General features: G+C 40.7%; 18 protein-coding genes and 1 pseudogene. 10 read left to right on the plus strand and 9 right to left on the minus strand.

The window, feature by feature from the left end:
• Positions 1-123: 123 nt before the first annotated feature.
• Positions 124-234, plus strand: a pseudogene (locus H6G48_RS27400) (DUF2887 domain-containing protein); the annotation flags it as partial.
• A 9-nt stretch (positions 235-243) separates the two neighbouring features.
• Positions 244-462 (plus strand): aspartate aminotransferase, encoded by a 219-nt coding sequence (locus H6G48_RS27405; RefSeq protein ID WP_423202534.1) that lies wholly within the window; start codon positions 244-246, stop codon positions 460-462.
• Here H6G48_RS27405 and H6G48_RS07250 read toward each other — a convergent pair.
• Positions 421-780 carry a hypothetical protein gene (locus tag H6G48_RS07250; RefSeq protein WP_190720526.1) on the minus strand — a complete coding sequence of 120 codons (360 nt, stop codon included), beginning with the start codon at positions 778-780 and terminating at the stop codon, positions 421-423. The genes H6G48_RS27405 and H6G48_RS07250 overlap by 42 nt on opposite strands.
• Before the next feature lie 418 nt (positions 781-1198).
• Between H6G48_RS07250 and H6G48_RS07255 the strand changes: the two genes are divergently transcribed.
• Positions 1199-1531, plus strand: coding sequence for a DUF4164 family protein (locus tag H6G48_RS07255; RefSeq protein ID WP_190720529.1), 333 nt, complete (start codon positions 1199-1201; stop codon positions 1529-1531).
• Positions 1532-1636: 105 nt separating this feature from the next.
• Complete coding sequence (locus H6G48_RS07260) at positions 1637-2989, plus strand: TIGR03279 family radical SAM protein (protein ID WP_190720532.1); 1353 nt, start codon at positions 1637-1639, stop codon at positions 2987-2989.
• A gap of 129 nt (positions 2990-3118) precedes the next feature.
• Here the strand turns inward: H6G48_RS07260 and H6G48_RS07265 are convergent, their stop codons facing one another.
• Positions 3119-3913 carry an MlaE family lipid ABC transporter permease subunit gene (locus H6G48_RS07265; protein WP_002758500.1) on the minus strand — a complete coding sequence of 265 codons (795 nt, stop codon included), beginning with the start codon at positions 3911-3913 and terminating at the stop codon, positions 3119-3121.
• 186 nt (positions 3914-4099) lie between these two features.
• Between H6G48_RS07265 and H6G48_RS07270 the strand changes: the two genes are divergently transcribed.
• Entirely contained in the window at positions 4100-5284 is a 1185-nt protein-coding gene (locus tag H6G48_RS07270) for a class I SAM-dependent rRNA methyltransferase (RefSeq protein WP_190720535.1), read from the plus strand.
• On the opposite strand, the gene H6G48_RS07275 is transcribed toward H6G48_RS07270, so the two are convergent.
• Entirely contained in the window at positions 5251-5661 is a 411-nt protein-coding gene (locus H6G48_RS07275; protein WP_190720538.1) for a VOC family protein, read from the minus strand. The two genes, H6G48_RS07270 and H6G48_RS07275, sit on opposite strands and share 34 nt — an antisense overlap.
• A 434-nt stretch (positions 5662-6095) precedes the next feature.
• Between H6G48_RS07275 and H6G48_RS07280 the strand changes: the two genes are divergently transcribed.
• Positions 6096-6905, plus strand: coding sequence for an SDR family NAD(P)-dependent oxidoreductase (locus H6G48_RS07280; protein ID WP_002758498.1), 810 nt, complete (start codon positions 6096-6098; stop codon positions 6903-6905).
• A gap of 61 nt (positions 6906-6966) precedes the next feature.
• Here H6G48_RS07280 and H6G48_RS07285 read toward each other — a convergent pair whose 3' ends face one another.
• The 5 genes from H6G48_RS07285 to H6G48_RS07305 form a co-directional block, all read right to left on the minus strand.
• The gene (locus H6G48_RS07285; protein WP_147070703.1) at positions 6967-7833 is read right to left on the minus strand and encodes a 6-pyruvoyl trahydropterin synthase family protein; all 867 of its coding nucleotides are present in this window, start codon (positions 7831-7833) and stop codon (positions 6967-6969) included.
• A 389-nt stretch (positions 7834-8222) separates the two neighbouring features.
• Entirely contained in the window at positions 8223-8396 is a 174-nt protein-coding gene (locus tag H6G48_RS07290; protein ID WP_002758496.1) for a type II toxin-antitoxin system HicB family antitoxin, read from the minus strand.
• Positions 8397-8404: 8 nt separating this feature from the next.
• Positions 8405-8908 (minus strand): hypothetical protein, encoded by a 504-nt coding sequence (locus tag H6G48_RS07295; RefSeq protein ID WP_002782629.1) that lies wholly within the window; start codon positions 8906-8908, stop codon positions 8405-8407.
• Positions 8909-8916: 8 nt separating this feature from the next.
• Positions 8917-9513 carry a LapA family protein gene (locus H6G48_RS07300; protein ID WP_190720541.1) on the minus strand — a complete coding sequence of 199 codons (597 nt, stop codon included), beginning with the start codon at positions 9511-9513 and terminating at the stop codon, positions 8917-8919.
• A gap of 60 nt (positions 9514-9573) precedes the next feature.
• A complete protein-coding gene (locus tag H6G48_RS07305) occupies positions 9574-13560 on the minus strand; it encodes a magnesium chelatase subunit H (RefSeq protein ID WP_190720544.1) in 3987 nt (1328 codons plus the stop codon).
• 788 nt (positions 13561-14348) lie between these two features.
• Between H6G48_RS07305 and H6G48_RS07310 the strand changes: the two genes are divergently transcribed.
• The 4 genes from H6G48_RS07310 (at position 14349) to H6G48_RS07325 (ending at position 18661) form a co-directional block, all read left to right on the plus strand.
• The gene (locus H6G48_RS07310; RefSeq protein WP_190720547.1) at positions 14349-14780 is read left to right on the plus strand and encodes a HEPN domain-containing protein; all 432 of its coding nucleotides are present in this window, start codon (positions 14349-14351) and stop codon (positions 14778-14780) included.
• A 94-nt stretch (positions 14781-14874) separates the two neighbouring features.
• On the plus strand, positions 14875-16128 hold the full coding sequence (locus tag H6G48_RS07315; protein WP_341275490.1) for a KGGVGR-motif variant AAA ATPase: 1254 nt from the start codon (positions 14875-14877) through the stop codon (positions 16126-16128).
• A gap of 6 nt (positions 16129-16134) precedes the next feature.
• On the plus strand, positions 16135-17631 hold the full coding sequence (locus tag H6G48_RS07320) for a P-loop ATPase, Sll1717 family (protein ID WP_012264671.1): 1497 nt from the start codon (positions 16135-16137) through the stop codon (positions 17629-17631).
• A 154-nt stretch (positions 17632-17785) separates the two neighbouring features.
• Positions 17786-18661 (plus strand): N-acetylmuramoyl-L-alanine amidase-like domain-containing protein, encoded by an 876-nt coding sequence (locus tag H6G48_RS07325; RefSeq protein ID WP_190720554.1) that lies wholly within the window; start codon positions 17786-17788, stop codon positions 18659-18661.
• A 53-nt stretch (positions 18662-18714) separates the two neighbouring features.
• Here the strand turns inward: H6G48_RS07325 and H6G48_RS07330 are convergent, their stop codons facing one another.
• Positions 18715-19890 (minus strand): hybrid sensor histidine kinase/response regulator, encoded by a 1176-nt coding sequence (locus tag H6G48_RS07330; protein WP_190720556.1) that lies wholly within the window; start codon positions 19888-19890, stop codon positions 18715-18717.
• Between the last annotated feature and the right edge of the window lie 95 nt (positions 19891-19985).

The raw sequence follows: 19985 nt of genomic DNA on the forward strand, positions 1-19985 counted from the left end.
ACAATTCATGAATTGTCCCTACCAAGGGTTTCAGATTACGCATATTTAATTTTCGGAAATATCTATTCTCTATCATCTGGGATTATTGGCATATCTGTAATGATTTGATGGCAAGGAAAACAATTAATTCCACGGATTAGAGAAGAATTCCCTAATCTCAAACAACAGCCAGAACTTTTAGAATTGATAGAGACAATTTTGGTTTATAAGTTACCCCAAGTCAGTAGAAAGTAGATAGAAGCGATGTTTAGTTTAAGTGATTTAAAACAAACTAAAGTGTATCAGGAAGCTTTAGAAGAAGGTAGAGAGGAAGGTAGAGAGGAAGGCCGACAAGAAGGCGAATTAGCGGCAAAATTAGCCTCTATTCCTCGTTTATTGGCATTAGGATTAAACTTTGAACAGATAGCACAAGCTTTAGAATTAGATATCGAACAGGTTAGACAAGCAACTCAAAGGGAATAGGAAAGGTTCAAACTTTGACAAATTGATACAATTGCTGGTGGCTATCTTTTGCCGGTAGCCATCAAGTAAAAATCGGCAACCCTGAAAATCTCTCAAGTCTTCTGTAGCTAAAGAGAAATCAAAAGTACAAACCCAATAAGACAAAATTATTCCTAATCTGCCTTCTTCTAATTCGCTGACTGCCACTATTTGATTATCAGTATTTCTTAAAACAATTGTCCCATTTTTGTATATATCCGTAAATCCGCCAGTTGCTATACACGGACTACCGACTTGCCATTGATTATTAATTGGCATTACTTGTTTAAATATTGTCATAGATCCAGTGAGAGTATTAACTGGACTAGCTATTACTGCTTACTGCATGGCAACCAACAAAAATGTGGACAAAGCTTTAATCATATACAACTTCAAAACTAATACAAATATTCCACAACGCCTTATTGTATTTTTACTGAAAAATTTTTATAACATTTTTAAATTATGTACGTTATAACTATTAAGATTATTAAACCAATCTTAGTATTTGAGTATTAATTACTTACTTTTTTGTTGGTGTTATAATATTTTTAACTTTATTTAAATAAAAGTCATGCAAAAAATACAAGTGATTCCAAGAAAAGGTAGTTCCAATTAATCTTAATCCCTATTAGGGATTGAAACTTGGAGGCAAAAATCAGCGATACTGATATTGAGATCACGATGGTGAATCCAGAAGAGATAAAGGAGACAGAAAATGGCTAACGAAACCGTCACTTATTCCTTAGAAGCAGTTCTGACAAGGATTGAGGGGAAAATTGACTCTCTGGAAAAACGGATCGATGAGAGATTTGATCAGGTAGATAAGAGATTTGATAAGATAGAAGAACGGTTGACGAAAGTGGAAATAGGACAAGTCGAACTCAAAGGGGAGATTAAAGCCTTAGATGAGCGACTAACCACAGAAATTAAAGGGTTAACTGCAAGAGTCGCCTATCAGGAATTTACCAATCGGGGGATTCTCATCGCTCTGGTTGTGGCCATTTTAGGAGGGGCTGCTAAACTTTTTGGTTTTTTCCCCAATCCCTAAAAGCGATCGCCCTAAAATGCTGTAGAATTAGCTTGACAAAAGTGAGATGCTCCCCAAAGACTCTCTGGGAAATGCAGTTAAATAATTGGATGGCGACCTAAAAATATGAGTGAATTAACTATTCGTCCAGCTAAAATTAGTGGTGTCATCCCAGATTCGATCGCCGCCGAGGTGGGTTTTGAAATCGGGGATGCGCTCCTCTCTATCAATGGTAATCGTCCCCGGGACTTAATCGATTATCAATTTTTATGTGCCGATGAATTTTTAACCCTAGAAGTGCTTGATAGTCAGGGCAAAACTCACCGGATAGAAATCGAAAAAGATTATCATGAAGACTTAGGTTTAGAGTTTGAAACTGCCCTTTTTGATGGCTTAATTCAGTGCAATAATAAATGTCCTTTTTGCTTTATCGACCAACAACCAGAGGGCAAAAGAGAAACTTTATACTATAAAGATGATGACTATCGCTTAAGTTTTCTCTATGGCAGTTATTTAACCTTAACTAATCTCACCTCAAAAGAATGGCAGCGGATCGAAAAGATGCACATATCACCGCTTTTTGTATCCGTTCATGCCACGGAACCCGATCTGAGAATTCGTCTCTTAAAAAATCCCCGCGCTGGTCAAATTTTAGACCATTTAAAATGGCTACAAGCCAGACAATTACAAATTCATGCCCAAGTGGTAGTTTGTCCCAATATTAATGATGGAATTCATCTCGAAAGAACCCTGTTAGATCTGGTTTCTTTTCATCGGGGAGATATTCCCTGTGTGGAGTCGATTGCCGTAGTTCCCGTGGGATTAACCCGCTTTCGTCCCCAAGAAGATGAATTAATTCCCGTTAGCCAAGAAAAAGCGCGAGAAGTGATTGAACAAGTCCAAACTTTACAGAAAAAATTTCGTCAAGAATTTGGCAGTAATGTGGTGTGGTTAGCCGATGAATGGTTTTTAATTGCCCGAGTCGATTTACCACCTCAATCTCACTACGAAGACTATCCCCAAATCGGTAACGGAGTTGGATCGATTCGTCAATTTATTAGGGATTTTCAGAAGACAGCTAAGAAGTTATTGCCTGCTCAAATTACTCCCTCTAGACGGTTGGTATGGGTGGTGGGAAATGCGGTAGAAAAAGCTTTTCAACCCCTAGTTAAACAGTTAAATAAGGTGCAGGGTTTAACCGTGGAATTAGTGGCTTTAAATAGTGATTATTGGGGGCAGGAAATCACGGTTACGGGTTTATTAACCGGGCAAGATATTCTCAAAGGATTACAAGGTAAAAATCTTGGGGATGGGGTTTTATTACCCTCCCTCATGCTCAAGCATGGGGAATCGGTATTTTTAGATGATCTCACCCTAGAAACTGTTATTAATCAGTTAGGAGTCCCTATTTATCCAGTCCTGGGAGTGGAGGAATTAATTAAAACTTGTCTTACTCTCAATCCCTTGAACAAATCCTAATCTTGAGAATAGACAATTATCAGTAATCGGTGATCAGATTTGAGTTTTTAGTGAGCGGTATTAAGTAGAAAATTGCCGTTTTCTTGGCACTGATTACTGATTACTGATTACTGATTACTGATTACTGTCTTAGCCTAGCTCCACATTACCTGTCCCTTGAAACATCAGCCAAGAGAGGAAAAAATTAGCCACAAAAATCGCTAACAAAGAAGTTACCACAGCCGTGGTAGTAGATTGACCAACTCCTTTAGCACCGCCGGTGGTGGTTAAACCCCAACTGCAACCGATAATAGCAATTAAAACCCCAAAAATTAGGGACTTTAACATAGAACTAATTAAATCCCATGTTTCCAGAAAATTTTGGGCTGATTGTAAGAATAGGGAATAGGAAATACCGTAAAGACTATCGGAAATAAATAAACCACCGAGTAGCCCTGTGACTAAAGAGATAATAGTGAGCAGGGGTAACATTAAACTACAGGCAATCACCCGGGGAATGACCAAATAATCGATCGGATCGGTTTTTAAAATATATAAAGCGTCAATTTGTTCTGTTACTCGCATTGTACCAATTTCGGCGGCAAAAGCCGAGCCAACTCTCCCCGCCACCACCACCGCGGTTAAAACCGGGGCTAATTCTCTTGTTAAAGCCAAGGAAAGGACTCCCCCAACAAAACTACCCGCCCCAAAAAAAATAAATTCTCTGGCTACCTGAATAGTGAAAACCATACCCACAAAAGCAGCAGTAATTAGGGCAATTGTCAAGGATTCTGGCCCCACAATACTCATTTGTTCCAGAGTATTACGCCGGTGGATTTTGCCATTAAGAATATGTAAAAAAGTTTGTCCCGCTAACAAACCGGCAGCCCCCAAACGTTGAAACCATAAACTTAAACCACCGGCAGCATCACTTTTTCTTGGCATTTGTCGAGGGACTATCGCTAAAATCTAACTTATTATAGGCGAGAATTCCCTCTGATTATCCCTCGATTGTTAGGACTTGCTTTGATGCCACTCGATCGAGGGATAACAAACCATGGTTTTGCGCTGCTGGCAGGGGATAATAGAATTGTCTAGTAGTCGTCAGCTATCAACCCTGATTCTTTATCCATGCCAGATTTAGCGAAAATTATCCTGAGAAACCATAAAATTGATGCTGTTAAACGATTCCATCCTTGGATATTTTCCGGGGCGATTAAAGAGATGGAGGGAGAAGTCAAAGAGGGTGCTATCGTTGAGGTTTATAGCGATCGAGGCGAATATCTAGCCACTGGACTGTATAATCCTAGCAATATTGCCGTTAAAATTCTTTCTTTCCCAAAAGTCAGCGATATTGCTCAATTATTTCTCGAAAAATTCCAGAATGCCTATCAGCTGCGGCAACAAATCGGTTTAGTGGATAACCCGAAAACTAACTGTTATCGCTTAATTAACGCTGAAGGAGACGGTTTACCCAGTTTAATCGTCGATTGGTACAATGGCACGGCGGTTATTCAAGCTTATTCCCTAGCTTTATACCAACGTCTCGATCTGATTGTCGATTGTCTGAAAACTATCTACGCTGACAATTTACGGGCAGTTTACGATAAAAGTGCCGCAGTTTTGGCGAAAAGCGCCCATATCTCTGAGAATAAATACTTATTTGGTCAAAAAAACGGCAATGAGGTGTTAGAATCCGGCCATCGCTTTATTATTGATTGGGAAAAGGGACAAAAAACGGGATTTTTCCTCGATCAAAGGGAAAATAGAGCAATATTAGCCCAATATTGTCAGAATAAACGGGTTTTAAATACTTTTTCTTACTCTGGCGGCTTTTCCGTCTATGCTATGCAAGCGGGGGCTGCCCTAGTCCATTCCGTTGATAGTTCCCACGGTGCGATCGATCTTACCGAAAAAAATATCGCCCTGAATAATCTCGGTGAAGTTCCCCATCAATCCTACAGCGCCGATGTTTTTAACTTCCTGCGCGACTGTCAGGAGGATTACGATCTGATTGTCCTCGATCCCCCCGCTTTTGCCAAAAGTATCCAATCCCGTCATCAGGCGGTTATGGCTTATAAAAGATTAAATCACCAAGCTTTCCAGAAAATTCGCCCCCAAGGTATTATTTTCACCTTTTCCTGTTCCCAAGTGGTTAACGAAGAACATTTTCAGGGGGCTGTCATGGCTGCCGCCATTGAATCGGCTCGCCCAGTGCGAATTTTAGCACGTTTAAGCCAACCGGCGGACCATCCCACCAGTATCTATCACTCGGAAGGTTCCTACCTGAAAGGATTGGTTTTAGCGGTGGATTGATGGAAAATTAAACGATTACCATCCGGATCATAGATGTAGATTTCCGGACCGTGGGAAGCCTGGCTAATTTCTCCCCTAGCACCATAGCCGATTTCGCTCCAATGATCGAGGGCTTTTTCGAGACTCTCCACCTCGAAACAAATGCTCATGCCACTGCCCCTAGAATCGCTAAATTCGTCTCTGTGGGACTCTTTAGGGCAAAAAAGACCTAATTTAAGGTTAATCAGCCTAAATTCCGCATAAACGGCGGCAAGGTAGGGGTTTGGTTCCTGTTGCAACAGTTGACGATAAAACTGCACCGAGCGATCGAAATTACTCGTGCCTAGGGCAATAAAAGCCTCTCTGTAATTGAATGGACTATCGGGGGGGTTATTCATTGGGGTTGGGGATTAGGAGATGGGAGATTGCCCAAAAGATCTACTTCAGTGCGGTGAAGATGTCAAGTCCCTTGTACTGCCAATAGTAGTCGCGTCCATTGCCAGACTTTCTATCTCCCTCGGTATTAAGCTCTTTAAAATACCTATATCTGCAAGTCCCCTGGGGTTTCCATCCGATCGAGGATCACCCTGAGCGTTCATCCGATCGAGTGATTTTGGGGAAAAAGTGTTAAAAAAGATTGCTGTTTGTAAAGACAACTGTTACCGTGGGTTCAAGAGTGCGCTTTGAAGGAGGAAAAATCCCATGCACCCTAACCTATCCATCTATCCCTCGATTGCTTCGCTACTTATGTAGGGTATAGATGCACAAATCAAAGATTTCAGAAGCAAAACCAATAAATTCCCGTACTGTTGCTTAAAACAGGAGTTTGATCATGAAATTACAGGGAAAAACTGCCCTAGTCACGGGGGCATCCCGGGGTATTGGACGAGCGATCGCCTTAGAATTAGCCCGACAAGGTTTAAGCAGAATTGTGATTGTTGCCAGAGATCAAGAGCGATTAGAAAAACTAGCCAAAGAAATTGAGTCCCTAGGGGTCATTGCCACACCTTTAGCCCTAGATTTAACCGAAAATGACCTTGTTAGTCCTTCAATTATCCGCGTTTGGCAAGAATGCCGTGGCATCGATATCCTCGTTAACTGTGCCGGTATTGCCCATCAAACCCCCTTTCTGCGCTCGCAATTTTCGCAAGTGCAAGCAGAAATATCTTTAAATCTGATGGCCCTGTACACGGTTACTCGCTTAATTGCCCGCCGGATGGCAATTCGGGGACAGGGAACGATTGTCAATGTTTCCAGCATGATGGGTAAAATTGCCGCTCCTAGCTTCGCTACCTACTCGGCCACCAAATTTGCCATTTTGGGTTTTAGTCAAGCTCTCAGGTCGGAATTACGGGAACACAACATCAAAGTTGTCACCCTCTTACCCTCTTTAACCGATACGGATATGGTGCGAGAATTGCAGTTATTTCGATGGTTAAAACCGATGAGCGCCGAAGAAGTCGCCCAAACCCTAATTACCGGGTTAAATAGGGACAAAACGGAAATTGTCGTCGGTTGGCAAAGTCATCTAGCTCTTTGGTGTCAAAAATTGGCCCCGAAACTGCTCGAGAAAATTGTCGATTTAGCCTCTCCCTTACGCCAAAGCAAAGGAAAGCGAGGATGGCGAGAAGTGTTTAACTAGGGTTTAATTAAATCCATCAGGGTGAGCGTGGCTCACCCTAATCACCTTAACCAACAGGCAATTAAACGGCTGTCAGGGTTTTTTCTAGAAGTTGTCGGGGAGCTTGAACCAAACCACGACAGTGGATTTCCGCAGAATTATTGGGACTTTCAATCAGTTTAACTTTATCTAATTCGGCTCCTAATTGGCGGATCCGTTCCCCTAATAGTTGAGCGATATGTAAGGCAATATTTTCCGCGGTGGGAACCACTTCGGCAAAGTAGGGAATATCCTTATTTAAAAAAGTATGATCGAAGGGTTCTACTACCAATTCATCGATCGCTTTTTGTAAATCCCCTAGATCTACAATCATACCGGTGCGGGGATCGATTTCCCCCGCCACGGATACTTCTAGGTGATAATTATGGCCATGACCGTTTACCCTGGCGCATTTGCCGTAGATTTCCGAGTTTTGTTCCAGGGTTAATTGCGGTAAAGCCAAACGATGAGCGGCACTAAAATGGGTTTTGACGGTTAAAGTTGCTTCCATATCTTTTCCTTGATATTCTGCCCACAATTCGGGGTGTTCAAATAGTTGAATTTTGACTAATGGTAAATAGGGTGCTAATCTTTGCCAGATAACTCTGGCGATATTTTCTGTGGTGGGTAGGGTTTGCTGAAATTCCGGCCAGACTTGATTGAGATAGGAGTAGTCTAATTGACTGGTTATCTCTCGTTTAATTACCTGTTTTACGGTGGAGAGATTCTCCACCATGCCATAAAGATTGAGTTCTTTGTATAGGGAGACGTATAATTCGTAATTGTGACCATGACCGGGAAAACGGCTACCAAGACCAAAACGTCTTTGATTTTCGGCTTCGTCCCATTCTGGTAGATAATAGCGATGGCTGGCTGAAAACCGCGCTCGACGATTGATGATGCAATCCATAAATGTGGGCGATCGATGACTTTGTAAAGTTACGTTAAGAGTAACTTTTTCTAGCATAAACCAGTTTTGTCTCCTCCGGCTTGCGGACCGGAGAAAGTTATCCCTCAATTCCAGCAGGATGCGATCGCTGTGAGTCGATAGTGAGAAAATTTATCTTTGAGAAGGTGAAGGAATTACTTTTTTACCACTATGATAAACTGTCTCTATCCATAACTTTCTAGCTCCCTCAATTCTTCTTTAGGAGCAATCGAGATGGGATACTTTAGTGGGCAAAAAAGTAAATTCGTAGGTCGGGTTGAGGTCACGAAACCCGACAGAAACCCTCAGTTGTTGGGTTTCACTTCGTTCAACCCAACCTACGCAAAAAGATCTACCAAAATAAACCGTCTCTATCCAAATTCGCTCGCTTCTTCAATATTAATAATCACTTCTTCTAAAGTTTCACCCTGACTCATACATCCGGGTAAATCGGGAATTAATGCCGTGTATCCGCCTTCTTCTTCGGGATAAATTGAAATCGGATATTTAAGAGACAGAAAGTATTTTAATATTGGTTGTTCCATCAATAGGTCTAAATAGGTCTAACCGAGTCGCCAATTTGAGGGTTTTCAAAAGGTAACGTTTCGGATAATTCCCGTATTAGCAGTTTATTTAACAATTCAGTATCTATTAGTTCGGATATTGGCTTTTTATCGTTCTTAGAATTCGCTCCTACGGCTCTTTTTAAGAATTTTCCTATCAAATCGGACGGGGTTTCTTGTTCTTTAAGCAATAACTGCAGCAATCTAGATCCTTTATTATTGGTTCTATCCGATTGTAAAATCGATATTTTTTCTTGAACAAAAGTAATTGTCCCCGTCCCTCTCACTAAGTCAAGATAGCCTAAAGACTCACCAGTCTGAGGATCTTTTATTTCCTCTTCACTTGTATTGTAAACTAACATTCTTTGACCTTCTCGAATTCCACTAATTTCACCTCTATTGATCACTAATTTATAGTCGTCAATAACTTTGACAACTTTGGCGGGAAAGGTTCCTTTAGGAGATAAAATGGGTTTTTCGGCTACATTTTCCATATTTTCCTCTATGGTGAACTATGTTTTCTAAGAACGCCAGGTCTGACTCTGGTTTCTTGAATAATTTTTAAATCGTTACTCGCCAATCGATCTAGAATTGCCTGATAGATTGTTTGAGGTTTGTCAATGATCGCGTGTATCTTGCCGTCCTTTGGATTAATATATTCAACAAAACCCTCTCCTATTAATCTTTCAAACCCATCTTCATCGGTATAATAAAAAGAGACAAGTAACTCGATCGTAAACAGACTAGAGGAATCAAGAAGGCATAAAATATTATTATTTCCTTGCTTTTGAGATCTCAAAATCTTGGGAGTAATTCCCTGTTTAATAATATTTTCTAAATTTTGGTTTACCTCCTGAAGTTGCTTAACTTCTGCCTCTAATTTTCGGTTCTGTCTAAGAAGCGTGTTAACAGCGCTTAACAAAGTAGCGATTAACAGCAAGGTGAAGAAACTGACAATAATTACTAGGTCTAAAGGAATAGAAGTATTGAAGGAATAACGAATTAAAGCAATACCTCCTAAAAATCCAAGAAGGCCGAGTAAAACCCCTTGAATTTCGTTAAAACTGGACCAAATTAACCCCCAAAAGTTATTTTTCATGTTTGTTCAAAACTCAAGAGACCGGTAATTAGCCAGTCTCTCAAGTCTTATCTATCTATTCTACTCGATTCCTTCGATGCGATCCTCCACTTCTTGATAAAGTTCCTGTAAGCGGTCTAAATTCTCTTGAGAAGTTTCCCAGTAACCGCGACCATTAACTTCTAGCAGGGTTCCCACCATCTTGCGGAAAGAATTAGGATTGAGATTCATCAGACGCTGACACATTTCCTCATCTTGAATAAAGGTGGTGTTGACATCTTCATAAACCCAATTATCCACCGCGTCAGCAGTTGCAGACCAACCCATGGTATTAACCAAACGCTTCGATAATTCTCGGACTCCTTCGTAACCGTGACTTAACATTCCCTCGTACCATTTGGGATTGAGTAACTTGGTGCGGGTGTCCAAGCGCACGGTTTCCGATAAAGTACGCACTTGAGCGTTAGCGGTGGTAGTATCGGCAATATAGGCCGCTGGTTTTTTGCCATCATCGCGTAAACTAGCGACAACTTTGGTGGGATCCGAGTCGAAATAGTGGGAAACATCGGTTAAACTAATCTCGCTAGAATCCAAGTTTTGGAAAGTTGCCTCCGCAGTTTTTAAAGATGCTTCAAACAACTGACGATTATCGGCCATCATCCCCGGATTATCCGAGTCGAAAGCAAAACCCTTGCGGTTGAGATACATATTCTGTAACTCTTTTTCATCTTCCCAACTGCTATTTTCCACCGCGAGATTGATGTTAGAAGAATAGGAACCGGAAGCATTAGAAAAGATGCGGGTGGCTGCCTGTCGAACCGTTAAACCCATTTCTTTTGCTTGTTCAATAGCGTGTTTACGGACATAATTCATCTCCATCGGTTCGTTTGCTTCCGCGGCCATTTTTACCCCTTGGTCAAGCAAATTCATCTGATTGATAAATAAATCCCGGAAGACACCAGAACAGTTGACCACCACATCAATGCGCGGTCTTCCTAATTCCTCTAGGGGAATCAATTCCAATTTATTCACCCGTCCCAAAGCATCGGGAACAGGACGAACCCCCACCATCCAGAGAATTTGTGCTAGGGATTCCCCATAAGTTTTGATATTATCAGTTCCCCAGAGAACACAAGCGATGGTTTCAGGATATTTACCGCCATTATCCAGTTTTTGCCGCTCTAACAGACGATCCACCACGATTTTAGCCGATTTTACCGCCGCTAGGGTCGGGATAGACTGGGGGTCTAAAGCATGGATATTTTTACCCGTTGGTAAAACTCCGGGGTTACGGATGGGGTCGCCACCAGGACCGGGAAGAACGTATTCTCCTTCTAATGCTTTTAATAGGGCCCCTAATTCATTATCGGCACAGACCTGTTCTAAACAGAATTCTAGGTATTCAAACAGGGGTTTTAACGCGACCGGATCGACTTTTGGATAACCCATCGACCGTAAAGTTTCGATCCAAGGCGATTTCTTGCCTATATTCAAGAAATTCAGCTTAGAAAGCATCGATACCCGACCTTCTGCGTCGGTTTGGGACTCGACTAAAGTTGCGACGGCAGCGCGAGTCGCGAGGGTGATGTTTTGCAGTAATTCCACATCCTCTAACACACCTCGATCGCTATTGCGATAAACTTCCTCTAGATCCCGGCCGATGCTGTTAGCAATAATCCGGGGTAAGGAAAGTAAATCGTCCTCTTCCCGGTCTAAACTGGCAATATTGACCAAAGTTGCCACCGCTTCCAGCGCCGAGGGGGGTTTCCCAATAACATGAAGTCCGCAGGGAAGTAAACGCGATTCAATTTCCATCAGTTTACGATAGACGGAACCGACGATATTATCCCGTTCCTCTTGACTGAGATGGGCGGTATCAACATCAGGTAAACTTATATCTTTGTCGAGATTGACCAATAAACATTTATCGACAATGGTATTGACAATTTGCACCCCACGCCCACTATCTTTCAGGGTTTGGTAGGAACCGATCAACTCGCTTAGTTCTTTTAACCCTTTGTAGAGTCCGGCATTTTCTGCGGGGGGAGTGAGATAGGAGATGGTTTCCGCATAACTACGACGTTTAGCGATCGTCGCTTCGCTGGGGTTATTAGCGGCATAATAGTAGAGATTGGGAATCATCCCGATGAGGTTATCGGGGTAGCATTCCCCAGACATTCCCATCTGTTTCCCCGGCATAAATTCTAGGGATCCGTGGGTGCCAAAATGGAGAACCGCGTCTGCTTTCCAGACTTGATTGAGATAGGTGTAGTAGGCTGCAAAACCGTGGTGGGGACTAGCAGAACGAGAAAATAGCAGACGCATGGGATCCCCTTCATAACCGAAGGTGGGTTGAACCCCAATAAAGACGTTACCGAATTCTTTGCCGTAGATTAACAGATTTTGTCCATCACTGTTGAGGTGTCCCGGTGGTGGTCCCCAATTTTCCTCTAAACGGACGGAATAGGGGGTTAAACGTTCGTATTCAGGTACGGACATCCGATAGGCGATATTTAGCTCCGGACTATGGTACTGTGCGGTGGCATCATGGATTACCGCTTCCATCAGTTCTCGGGGAGATGCGGGTAAGTCCTGCAAGTCATAACCATTATTTTGTAACGCTTGCATCACCTCGTAGATAGAACCGAACACATCTAGATAGGCTGCGGTTCCCACATTCCCTTTATCGGGGGGGAAACTAAAGACAGTGATGGCGACCTTTTTATTCAGTTTCGGTTTCTTTCTTAGGTTAGCCCATTTTAGCGCCCGTTGAGCGATCGCTTCCACCCGATCCTGTAAGGCGATCGCTTTACCCGTGGCCCCATCCCGGCCCGATAATATAATAGGTTCGATCGCACCGTCTAATTCCGGAATAGCAATCTGTAGCGCCACTTGAATCGGGTGTAAACCTAAATCGCTTTCTTCCCATTCCTGAGTGGTTTGGAAAACTAGCGGTAACGCGCACATATAGGGACGATTGAGACGTTTTAAAGATTCTATCGCTTTCGGATGATCTTGTCGTGCTGGACCTCCCACTAAAGCAAATCCTGTCAGGGAAATTACCGTATCAACGATAGCAACCGCTTCCACTCCTTTTAAGCTTTTATCCCAGAAGTATTCTTCTACGGGTTTGGAAAAGTCTAATCCCCCAGCAAAAACGGGAAGGACTCGCGCACCCATAGACTCGAATTCCTGCACGAGAGCGACATAATGAGCGTCATCACCAGTAACGAGGTGAGTTCTCTGTAAAATTAAGCCAACACAGGGAGCCAAGGGGTCTTTGAGGTCATCGGCAATATCACTGCGGTTATTGTACCAAGCGAAGTATTCCTTGACGTCCTCGAACATTTTCATGGATAAAGGATGCCAGATACCCAGATCCGGATAAACTACCGGTTCTTTGTAAACTACACTGTCATCCTTGTTATCGAAGACGTACTTATCGGCCAACATTAACAGGAAGTTCTCTAAATTTTCTGCGGAACCTCCTAGCCAATACTGGAAACTTAACATAAAGTTGCGTGCGTCCTGAGCTTTTTCCATGGGGAGGTATTTCAGGACTTGCGGTAAGGTTCGCAATAACTTTAACATCGCATCTTGGAAACCAGCGCCAGAGTTTTCCCTGCGCTTTTTCATAAAATTAGCGATGACACTCTTAGACTGTCCCAATTGTGCCATAGAAAAGCTGCCTAACTTATTTAAGCGCATTACCTGGGGCATAGAGGGAAAGACAATCGCCGCGTCTAATTGATCCCGATGGGGACTGACAGCGGCCACGACTTTATCGGCTAAATCTTCGATAAAGATGAGAGATGCAATGAAAATATTAGCTTTGGCTACATCCTCCTGAAAATTGCGATAATTTTCCCCATCGCGCAGTTCTTCGATTAAATAACCACTAATTTCGATCGCTAGTTTTGGGTTGTTAGAGTTGATTTCCCTGACGGCACTACTCAGCGCACTTTGGTACTGAGGTTCTAGCACGACATAGACCACCTTGACCAGCGATCGACCATTCAACGCGTCGGGAACTATGTGACGAATGGTGGACTTGACGTGAGTGAACATATATGATGGTTCTCCTTAGGATTGCTGAGTCTGGTATGAAGTGATTTTCGTCATCAGATGACGATCGCCCTTTGTTTAAGGTGTTTAGATATATGTTTCTGTTTTGTATCAGAAAATGTCACCCTAATGAGCATTTACTCTGGGTTTTGACACAATTCGATAAATATATTGCCATATTTTGTAACAGATGGTAAAGAGCTTTCTGAGTAACTGCTCAGGAGTTTCTTTACAAAAATTAATATTTAATCTATTGACTTTTAATTACAAAAATGTTAAAAGTTAGCACCTCAGACGAGATGTCCCTGTTCAAAGATGATCAGGGTTAGGATTCGAGATCATCTCATAGAGAGCTGCAAGTGCTATAACTCGATCAAGATCAGCTTTTTGTCCTTGTCCTAGACCTCTGGTAAAAATCAAAAATTGTTGTTAGGGTTAGGAGTTAGTCCCGATGAAAAAATTTTTACCACCAGAGATGAAAGAGGTTTCCTTCCCTACACCCTACACCCACTTTCAAGTCAGTAGCCGGTAAGCTGTACTGGATTTAAACTGAGTAGGGGAAATTTTAGTACAAATGCTCGAACTGGCAACTCCGGCGCTCCAGTGCAGTCTTAAGGAGTAATTTAGACAGTCAACAGCTTAATTATAGTGAGGAAATCAGGCAATAGTTTCAGAAAATTTGGCAAGTTTAGGTTGAAAAATCAACAACAAGGAAGTAAAGTTCTTAAAGTTTCGTTATGGTGGTAGAATTGGTTTATGGCTAAAAAGTTTTTATTTGATTCGATACGTCTATGACCGAGTTATTTGCTAGTGCAGCGGGACGACATTTGCAAGATGCCAAAATTTTGCTGTCTAAAAAACGTTGGGACAATGCCATTTACCTAGCTGGTTATGTGGTAGAATGCGCTTTTAAGCTTTTAGTAGAACAGTATTTTAAAAATGATCAAAAAGCCGCTAAAAAATTCGGACATGATCTCAAGGAATTAGAAGGTAAAGCGAGGGAAAGATTAGGAATTCTCTATCCTCGTTTAGAGCAACAGTTACCAGTTTCTCGCATCCGGGGAACTGTCTTAGGGCAAAATCACCCAGAAAGAAGATATTATCAATCTGGATATGGGACTGAAGATCAGGCTAACTCGGCCGTTGAATGTGCTGAAGAAATTTATCGAGATATTATTCCCAGATTAGTGCTAAACGGTTATATTTCTAGTAAGGATATTTAAGATTCTGATGATTAGTTTTAGTGAAACTTTTACTAGGGTAAGGGACTGCTTTCTGGATTCCAGTCTTGGTTCTCTTGTAGCCAAACTAGAATCCGTGACTATTATTCGTGATGTTGAGGGAAAAATTCGCTTATTTCTAGAGTTAAAACAGGAAAACAAGATAGAATCAAACGAAGAAAATCATCTATCTACACTCCTGTCTGAAAAACTTGAGTATTACTATGGCCATGATATTTGGTGGCAAAAAGGAGAAGGAGATGCTTATAAAGCCCTGATTGATCTTATCATAGCTGAAAGAGTTCAGACACCTTGGTTCGATGAATCGGCAAGCTTGAAATGGTATATTCTAGAACGTCATCTGGCTAAACAAGCATGGACAGAGAATAAAATTGGGCAGCAATTGCCTTGGGATTTTGAAAAAGTTGAAAAAGGATATAAACCAGCTATTGTCTCCTTTTTTTCCTTCAAAGGAGGAGTTGGTCGCACCACTACTATGGCCGCTACTGCCTTAACTTTAGCGCGGAATGGTCATCGAGTCGCTATAGTTGATCTTGATTTAGAAGCTCCCGGTCTGGCCACAATTTTTTCTGAGGATTTTGCCGATAATTCTGGTGTCATGGACTATTTGCTAGAAAAGAAAGTTCAAAAAGACAAATGGAAACTGAGTTTAAAAACTATTACTGACTTGTATTTGTTAGGAGATGAAGGTGAAATATTAAAATTGCTACCAGCAGGAAATGTGGATCAAGATTATTTAGAAAAATTGGCTCGTTTAGATTTTCAAAATCTTGTCAATGGTCAACTACAAGGCATTTTAAAACAAATGCTAGAAGAAATAGAAAGGTTAAACGGACCACTGGATTTTATTCTCATGGATGCAAGAGCAGGTTTTCATGATATTGGTGGTTTAGCTATTACTTATTTTTCCCATGCAGTGGTTATTTTTGGTACGGAATCTCGACAAAGTTGGGCAGGATTAACCCAAGTTATCCAACATTTAGCCCTATCTAACCCTGAGGATCCTTTACCATTAATTTTAGTTCATGCTCTCGCTCCATCTTTAGGAACAGTTGGCCGAGAAATAGAGTTACGAAAGTTTCGAGAAACCGCCTATACAATTTTCCAAGAAAAGTATGATAATTATACTGGTGAATCATTTGTCCCGATAGTTGTCCCTTACGATAATAGTCTGCGGGGGGATATTGCCCTCTTGACTCGTGACTCAACTCCAGAAGAAAAAGAGAGATTAGCAAATCTCGTGAAAGTTATGACCGATTCTCCTTATCAAACTATTGCTGAAAAGCTTTGTCAATTATTTGGACGTGATGTGATTATAAACAATCGGTAAAAAATTATGGCTGAATTCGATAAAAAAAAGTTACTGGAATTAATGAGAGAAATTGCTCCCGGAAAAGCAGCAGCCGAACAGGAAAGTGATAATGAAGAAGTATTTCTCAAAAATTTCTTGCCTGTGGTTGATTATAAACGGGCATTGGAACCAAGCATTTTATTAATTCAAGGTGGTCGGGGTGTGGGTAAAACAGAATTATTTCGTTTACTAGCCATTCCCTCTGGACGAGAAGCTTTAGTTAATAGTTTAAATATTCGAGGTCTTGCTCCTTTAAATCAGACCAGATGGATGGCAGGATTTGGTCGCACTCTCAAAACTGAAAAACGATTTCCGATACCAGAAATTATAGAAGAAGAAATGCAAAACGCTACTAATCTTGAATGGCGTAGTTTCTGGTTAGGATTGATTTTAGGTGTCATTTTACAGGAAAAAGAATCTGATATTGCCAGCATTATAGGTCAAGAATTAGATTCAAATATTACTACTATTCTTCAAAATAGGTTATCGCTTTTATCAGAATGGAGAATTTTAGTTAAAGATAATTTTGAACATCTAAATTATGTTCTTGACAAATTAGACGAACGATTAATTACTTCTGACCACTGGCTATTTATTACTTATGATGAATTAGATCGGTTATTGACTACTTATAATGCTCTAGCTAATCCGATTAGAGAATTATTAGCTTTTTGGCTCGATCGCTCTCGTCGTTGGGAGAGAATTCGACCAAAAATATTTCTTCGTACCGACCTATTTAGAGAGGAATTTTTGGGATTTCCTGATGCTTCTAAATTACAATCCCATCGGCTAGAATGGCGACCTTCTTGGCTCTATCAACTCTGGATTAAACGGTTAGCTAATTCGGCTCAAGAAATGAGAGACTATTTACAGATTATCCCTAATTTAATTTATGAAAGCTCAACCCAACTAGGATGGAATGTTAGAAGTGATGAACAATTATTTCAAGAATTAATCGAAATAATGATCGGTAAATATATGGGAGCTAGTCCTAAAAAAGGCATTACCTACCGATGGATACCTAATCATCTTCAGGATACTGGGGGTAGAATTGCTCCTCGCTCTTTTCTAAAATTATTCGACAAAGCGGCAGCCAAAAGATTAGAACATTTTGAAAGTTTTGAACAACTGACTGAGCTATACCTTCTACAACCCTCTGATCTCCAGAGTGCTTTAATGGATACTTCAGAGGATAGAATTAAAGAATTAGCACAGGAAGAATATCCTTGGTTAGAATCTCTAAAAACTAAGTTAAAAGGGTTAGAAGCTCCTATATTAAAAGAAACTTTTTTAGAGGCTGTGCGCTCAACTCACTGGAGTACTGAAAAACAACCTCCTGTTAAGGAACCTGAAGAAATTATGCAATATCTAATACAATTGGGTGTGGTGGAAAGTCTCCTCGATGGTCGAATTAATATACCTGAAATTTATCTATATGGGTTTCAAGTTAAACGTCGTGGTGGGGTTAAACGTCCTCAATAACTTGAGGATATCGACAATAATTTTATGTAGAATAAATAGTAAAATACATGAAGCAATAATAACTAACATTGGCAGATTTTAACAGTTGATAACTCCGATAGTTAATGTGTATTAGTCGGTGATAAACCCTATTATTTTCAGTAATCGATCAACAATGTTTTTTAATTGGATAACTTTACCCTATTTATTAATTAATCCTGTTTTAATTCCCTTGAGTATAGCTCGATCGGAAACTATTCTTGCTCAAGAAGTAAGCGATCCTAATTATCAAAAACTGGTGCAGTACGCCCAAAATCAACAACTTGATCGCCTAGCCATGGCTGATATAATCCAGAATATCGCCACTCAATTTTTAGGAGCAAAATATCAAGCAGGATTACTCGATCGCTCTCCTACAGAAAAATTATTTATCTCTTTAAAAGAGTTTGATTGTGTCCTCTTTGTGGAAACAGTTCTCGCTTTGAGTCACAATTTTGCTTTAAAAAATTATCAGTATTCTGCTTTTAGTCAGCAGGTTTTAAATCAGCGTTATCGCCACGGTATTCTCGACGGTTATTGTAGTCGCCTGCATTACTTTTCCGATTGGATTAATGACAACCAAAAACGAGGCAATCTAGAAAATATTACTCACAAATTAGGAGGAATTACTCTTGACAAAAAGCTCAACTTTATCAGCAAAAACCGCCATCTATATCCCCAGTTAAAAACTCAAAGTAATTACGATTGTATTCAACAGTTAGAACGGCAATTAGAAAGTGTATCCTTAACCTATATTCCCACCGCTAAGATTAAAGATATTTATCCACAACTGCAAGCTGGCGATATTATCGGTGTCGTGACTAATATCCCTGGTTTAGATACCACCCATACCGGTCTAGTTTATCGCTTTCCCGATGGCAAAATTGGCTTAATTCATGCCTCTCCTGCTGGTCAAGTTACCATTGCTAAAGACCTAGAAAAATATATCACTAAAGTGGACAAAGCCATCGGTATTTTTGTCGTTCGTTCCCTTGATCCAAGAAATAGGTAGATAGGGAGCGAGGGCAGCAGAAAAAAAATTCTGGTTCCACCCTATTGTTCATCTCAATTTAGGTGTTCAATGTCGGTAATAATCGGTAAAATCACCGTGATCTTTGTGCCTTTTCCTTCCTCACTTTCCAGGTAAATTTGTCCTTTGTGCGCTTCCACACAGCGTCCGACAATGGCTAATCCTAATCCCGTTCCTTGAATATTATCGACATTGCTACCGCGATAAAAAGGTTTAAATAAATTTCCTTTATCTTTGCTGGGAATACCAATTCCTCGATCGATAATTTTAAAGACTACCTGCTCGGATTCGACAATAATCTTAAATTCTACGGGGTTTCCTTGTGGTGAATATTTGAGAGCATTTCCCAGTAAATTTGTCAAGATATGTTTAATTAAATTTATATCCCAAAGTCCTCTTTCTAAGCTGCCCTCAATTTGGAAAATAATTGCTAATTGCGGCTCCGGCTTAACCGTAAAAGATTCTACCAATTTCTGACAATAATCCAGCAAATCCACCGGATCAAATTGACAGTATAATCTCCCGGAATCGGCCCGGCCAATTAATAACACTTCTGTGAGCAATTGATCCATGTCTTTAATGGCCGATCGAATCATGCGAAAATAGCTAACTTGCTGATCTTTTGTCAACCGATCGCGACTTTCTTCTAATAATCCAGCCGAGAGTAAAATTTTATTTAAAGGATTGCGAAAATCGTGGGATAACATGGAAACAAATTCAGTTTTTAACTGATTTAATTCCTGAGCTTTTTCCAGTTGATTAGTGCGTTCAATCACGCTCACTTTTAAAGCTTCGTTCGATTCTCGTAAAGCTTCCTCCATCTGTTTTCGCTCGATCGCATAACATAGCGATCGAGTTAAAATTTCTAAACTTACTTCTCTTTTAATTAAATAATCCTGCGCTCCTTGACGCAGTGCTTGCAAGGCCAAATTATCATCATTAGTATTAGTTAAAACCACGATTGGCAATTTCGGAGCCGTAATTAAAAGGGGAGCTAAGGATTGCAAACCCTGACTATCTGGTAAAGTTAGATCTAATAAAATTATATCAAAATCTGTTTGTTGTAACAAAGAAATAGCCTCGGATAATCTTGACACATTAACCAGATGAAATTCTTTTTTTTCATTACCCTTAAGAATTTCCTTTAATAATCGAGCTTCGGCTAAATTATCCTCGATTAAAAGAACTTTTATATCCTGCGAGAGTCCCATTTTTTAATCAAGAGTTAAAGAGATTTGGGAAGTTAGGGATTTGGGAGGATTTTTCAGTGTTGCCAAAGGCACGGCGTAGCCGTCCAGTAAACAGT

Origin of the sequence: Microcystis flos-aquae FACHB-1344, from assembly GCF_014698375.1 — a bacterium.
GTDB classification, from domain to species: domain Bacteria; phylum Cyanobacteriota; class Cyanobacteriia; order Cyanobacteriales; family Microcystaceae; genus Microcystis; species Microcystis aeruginosa.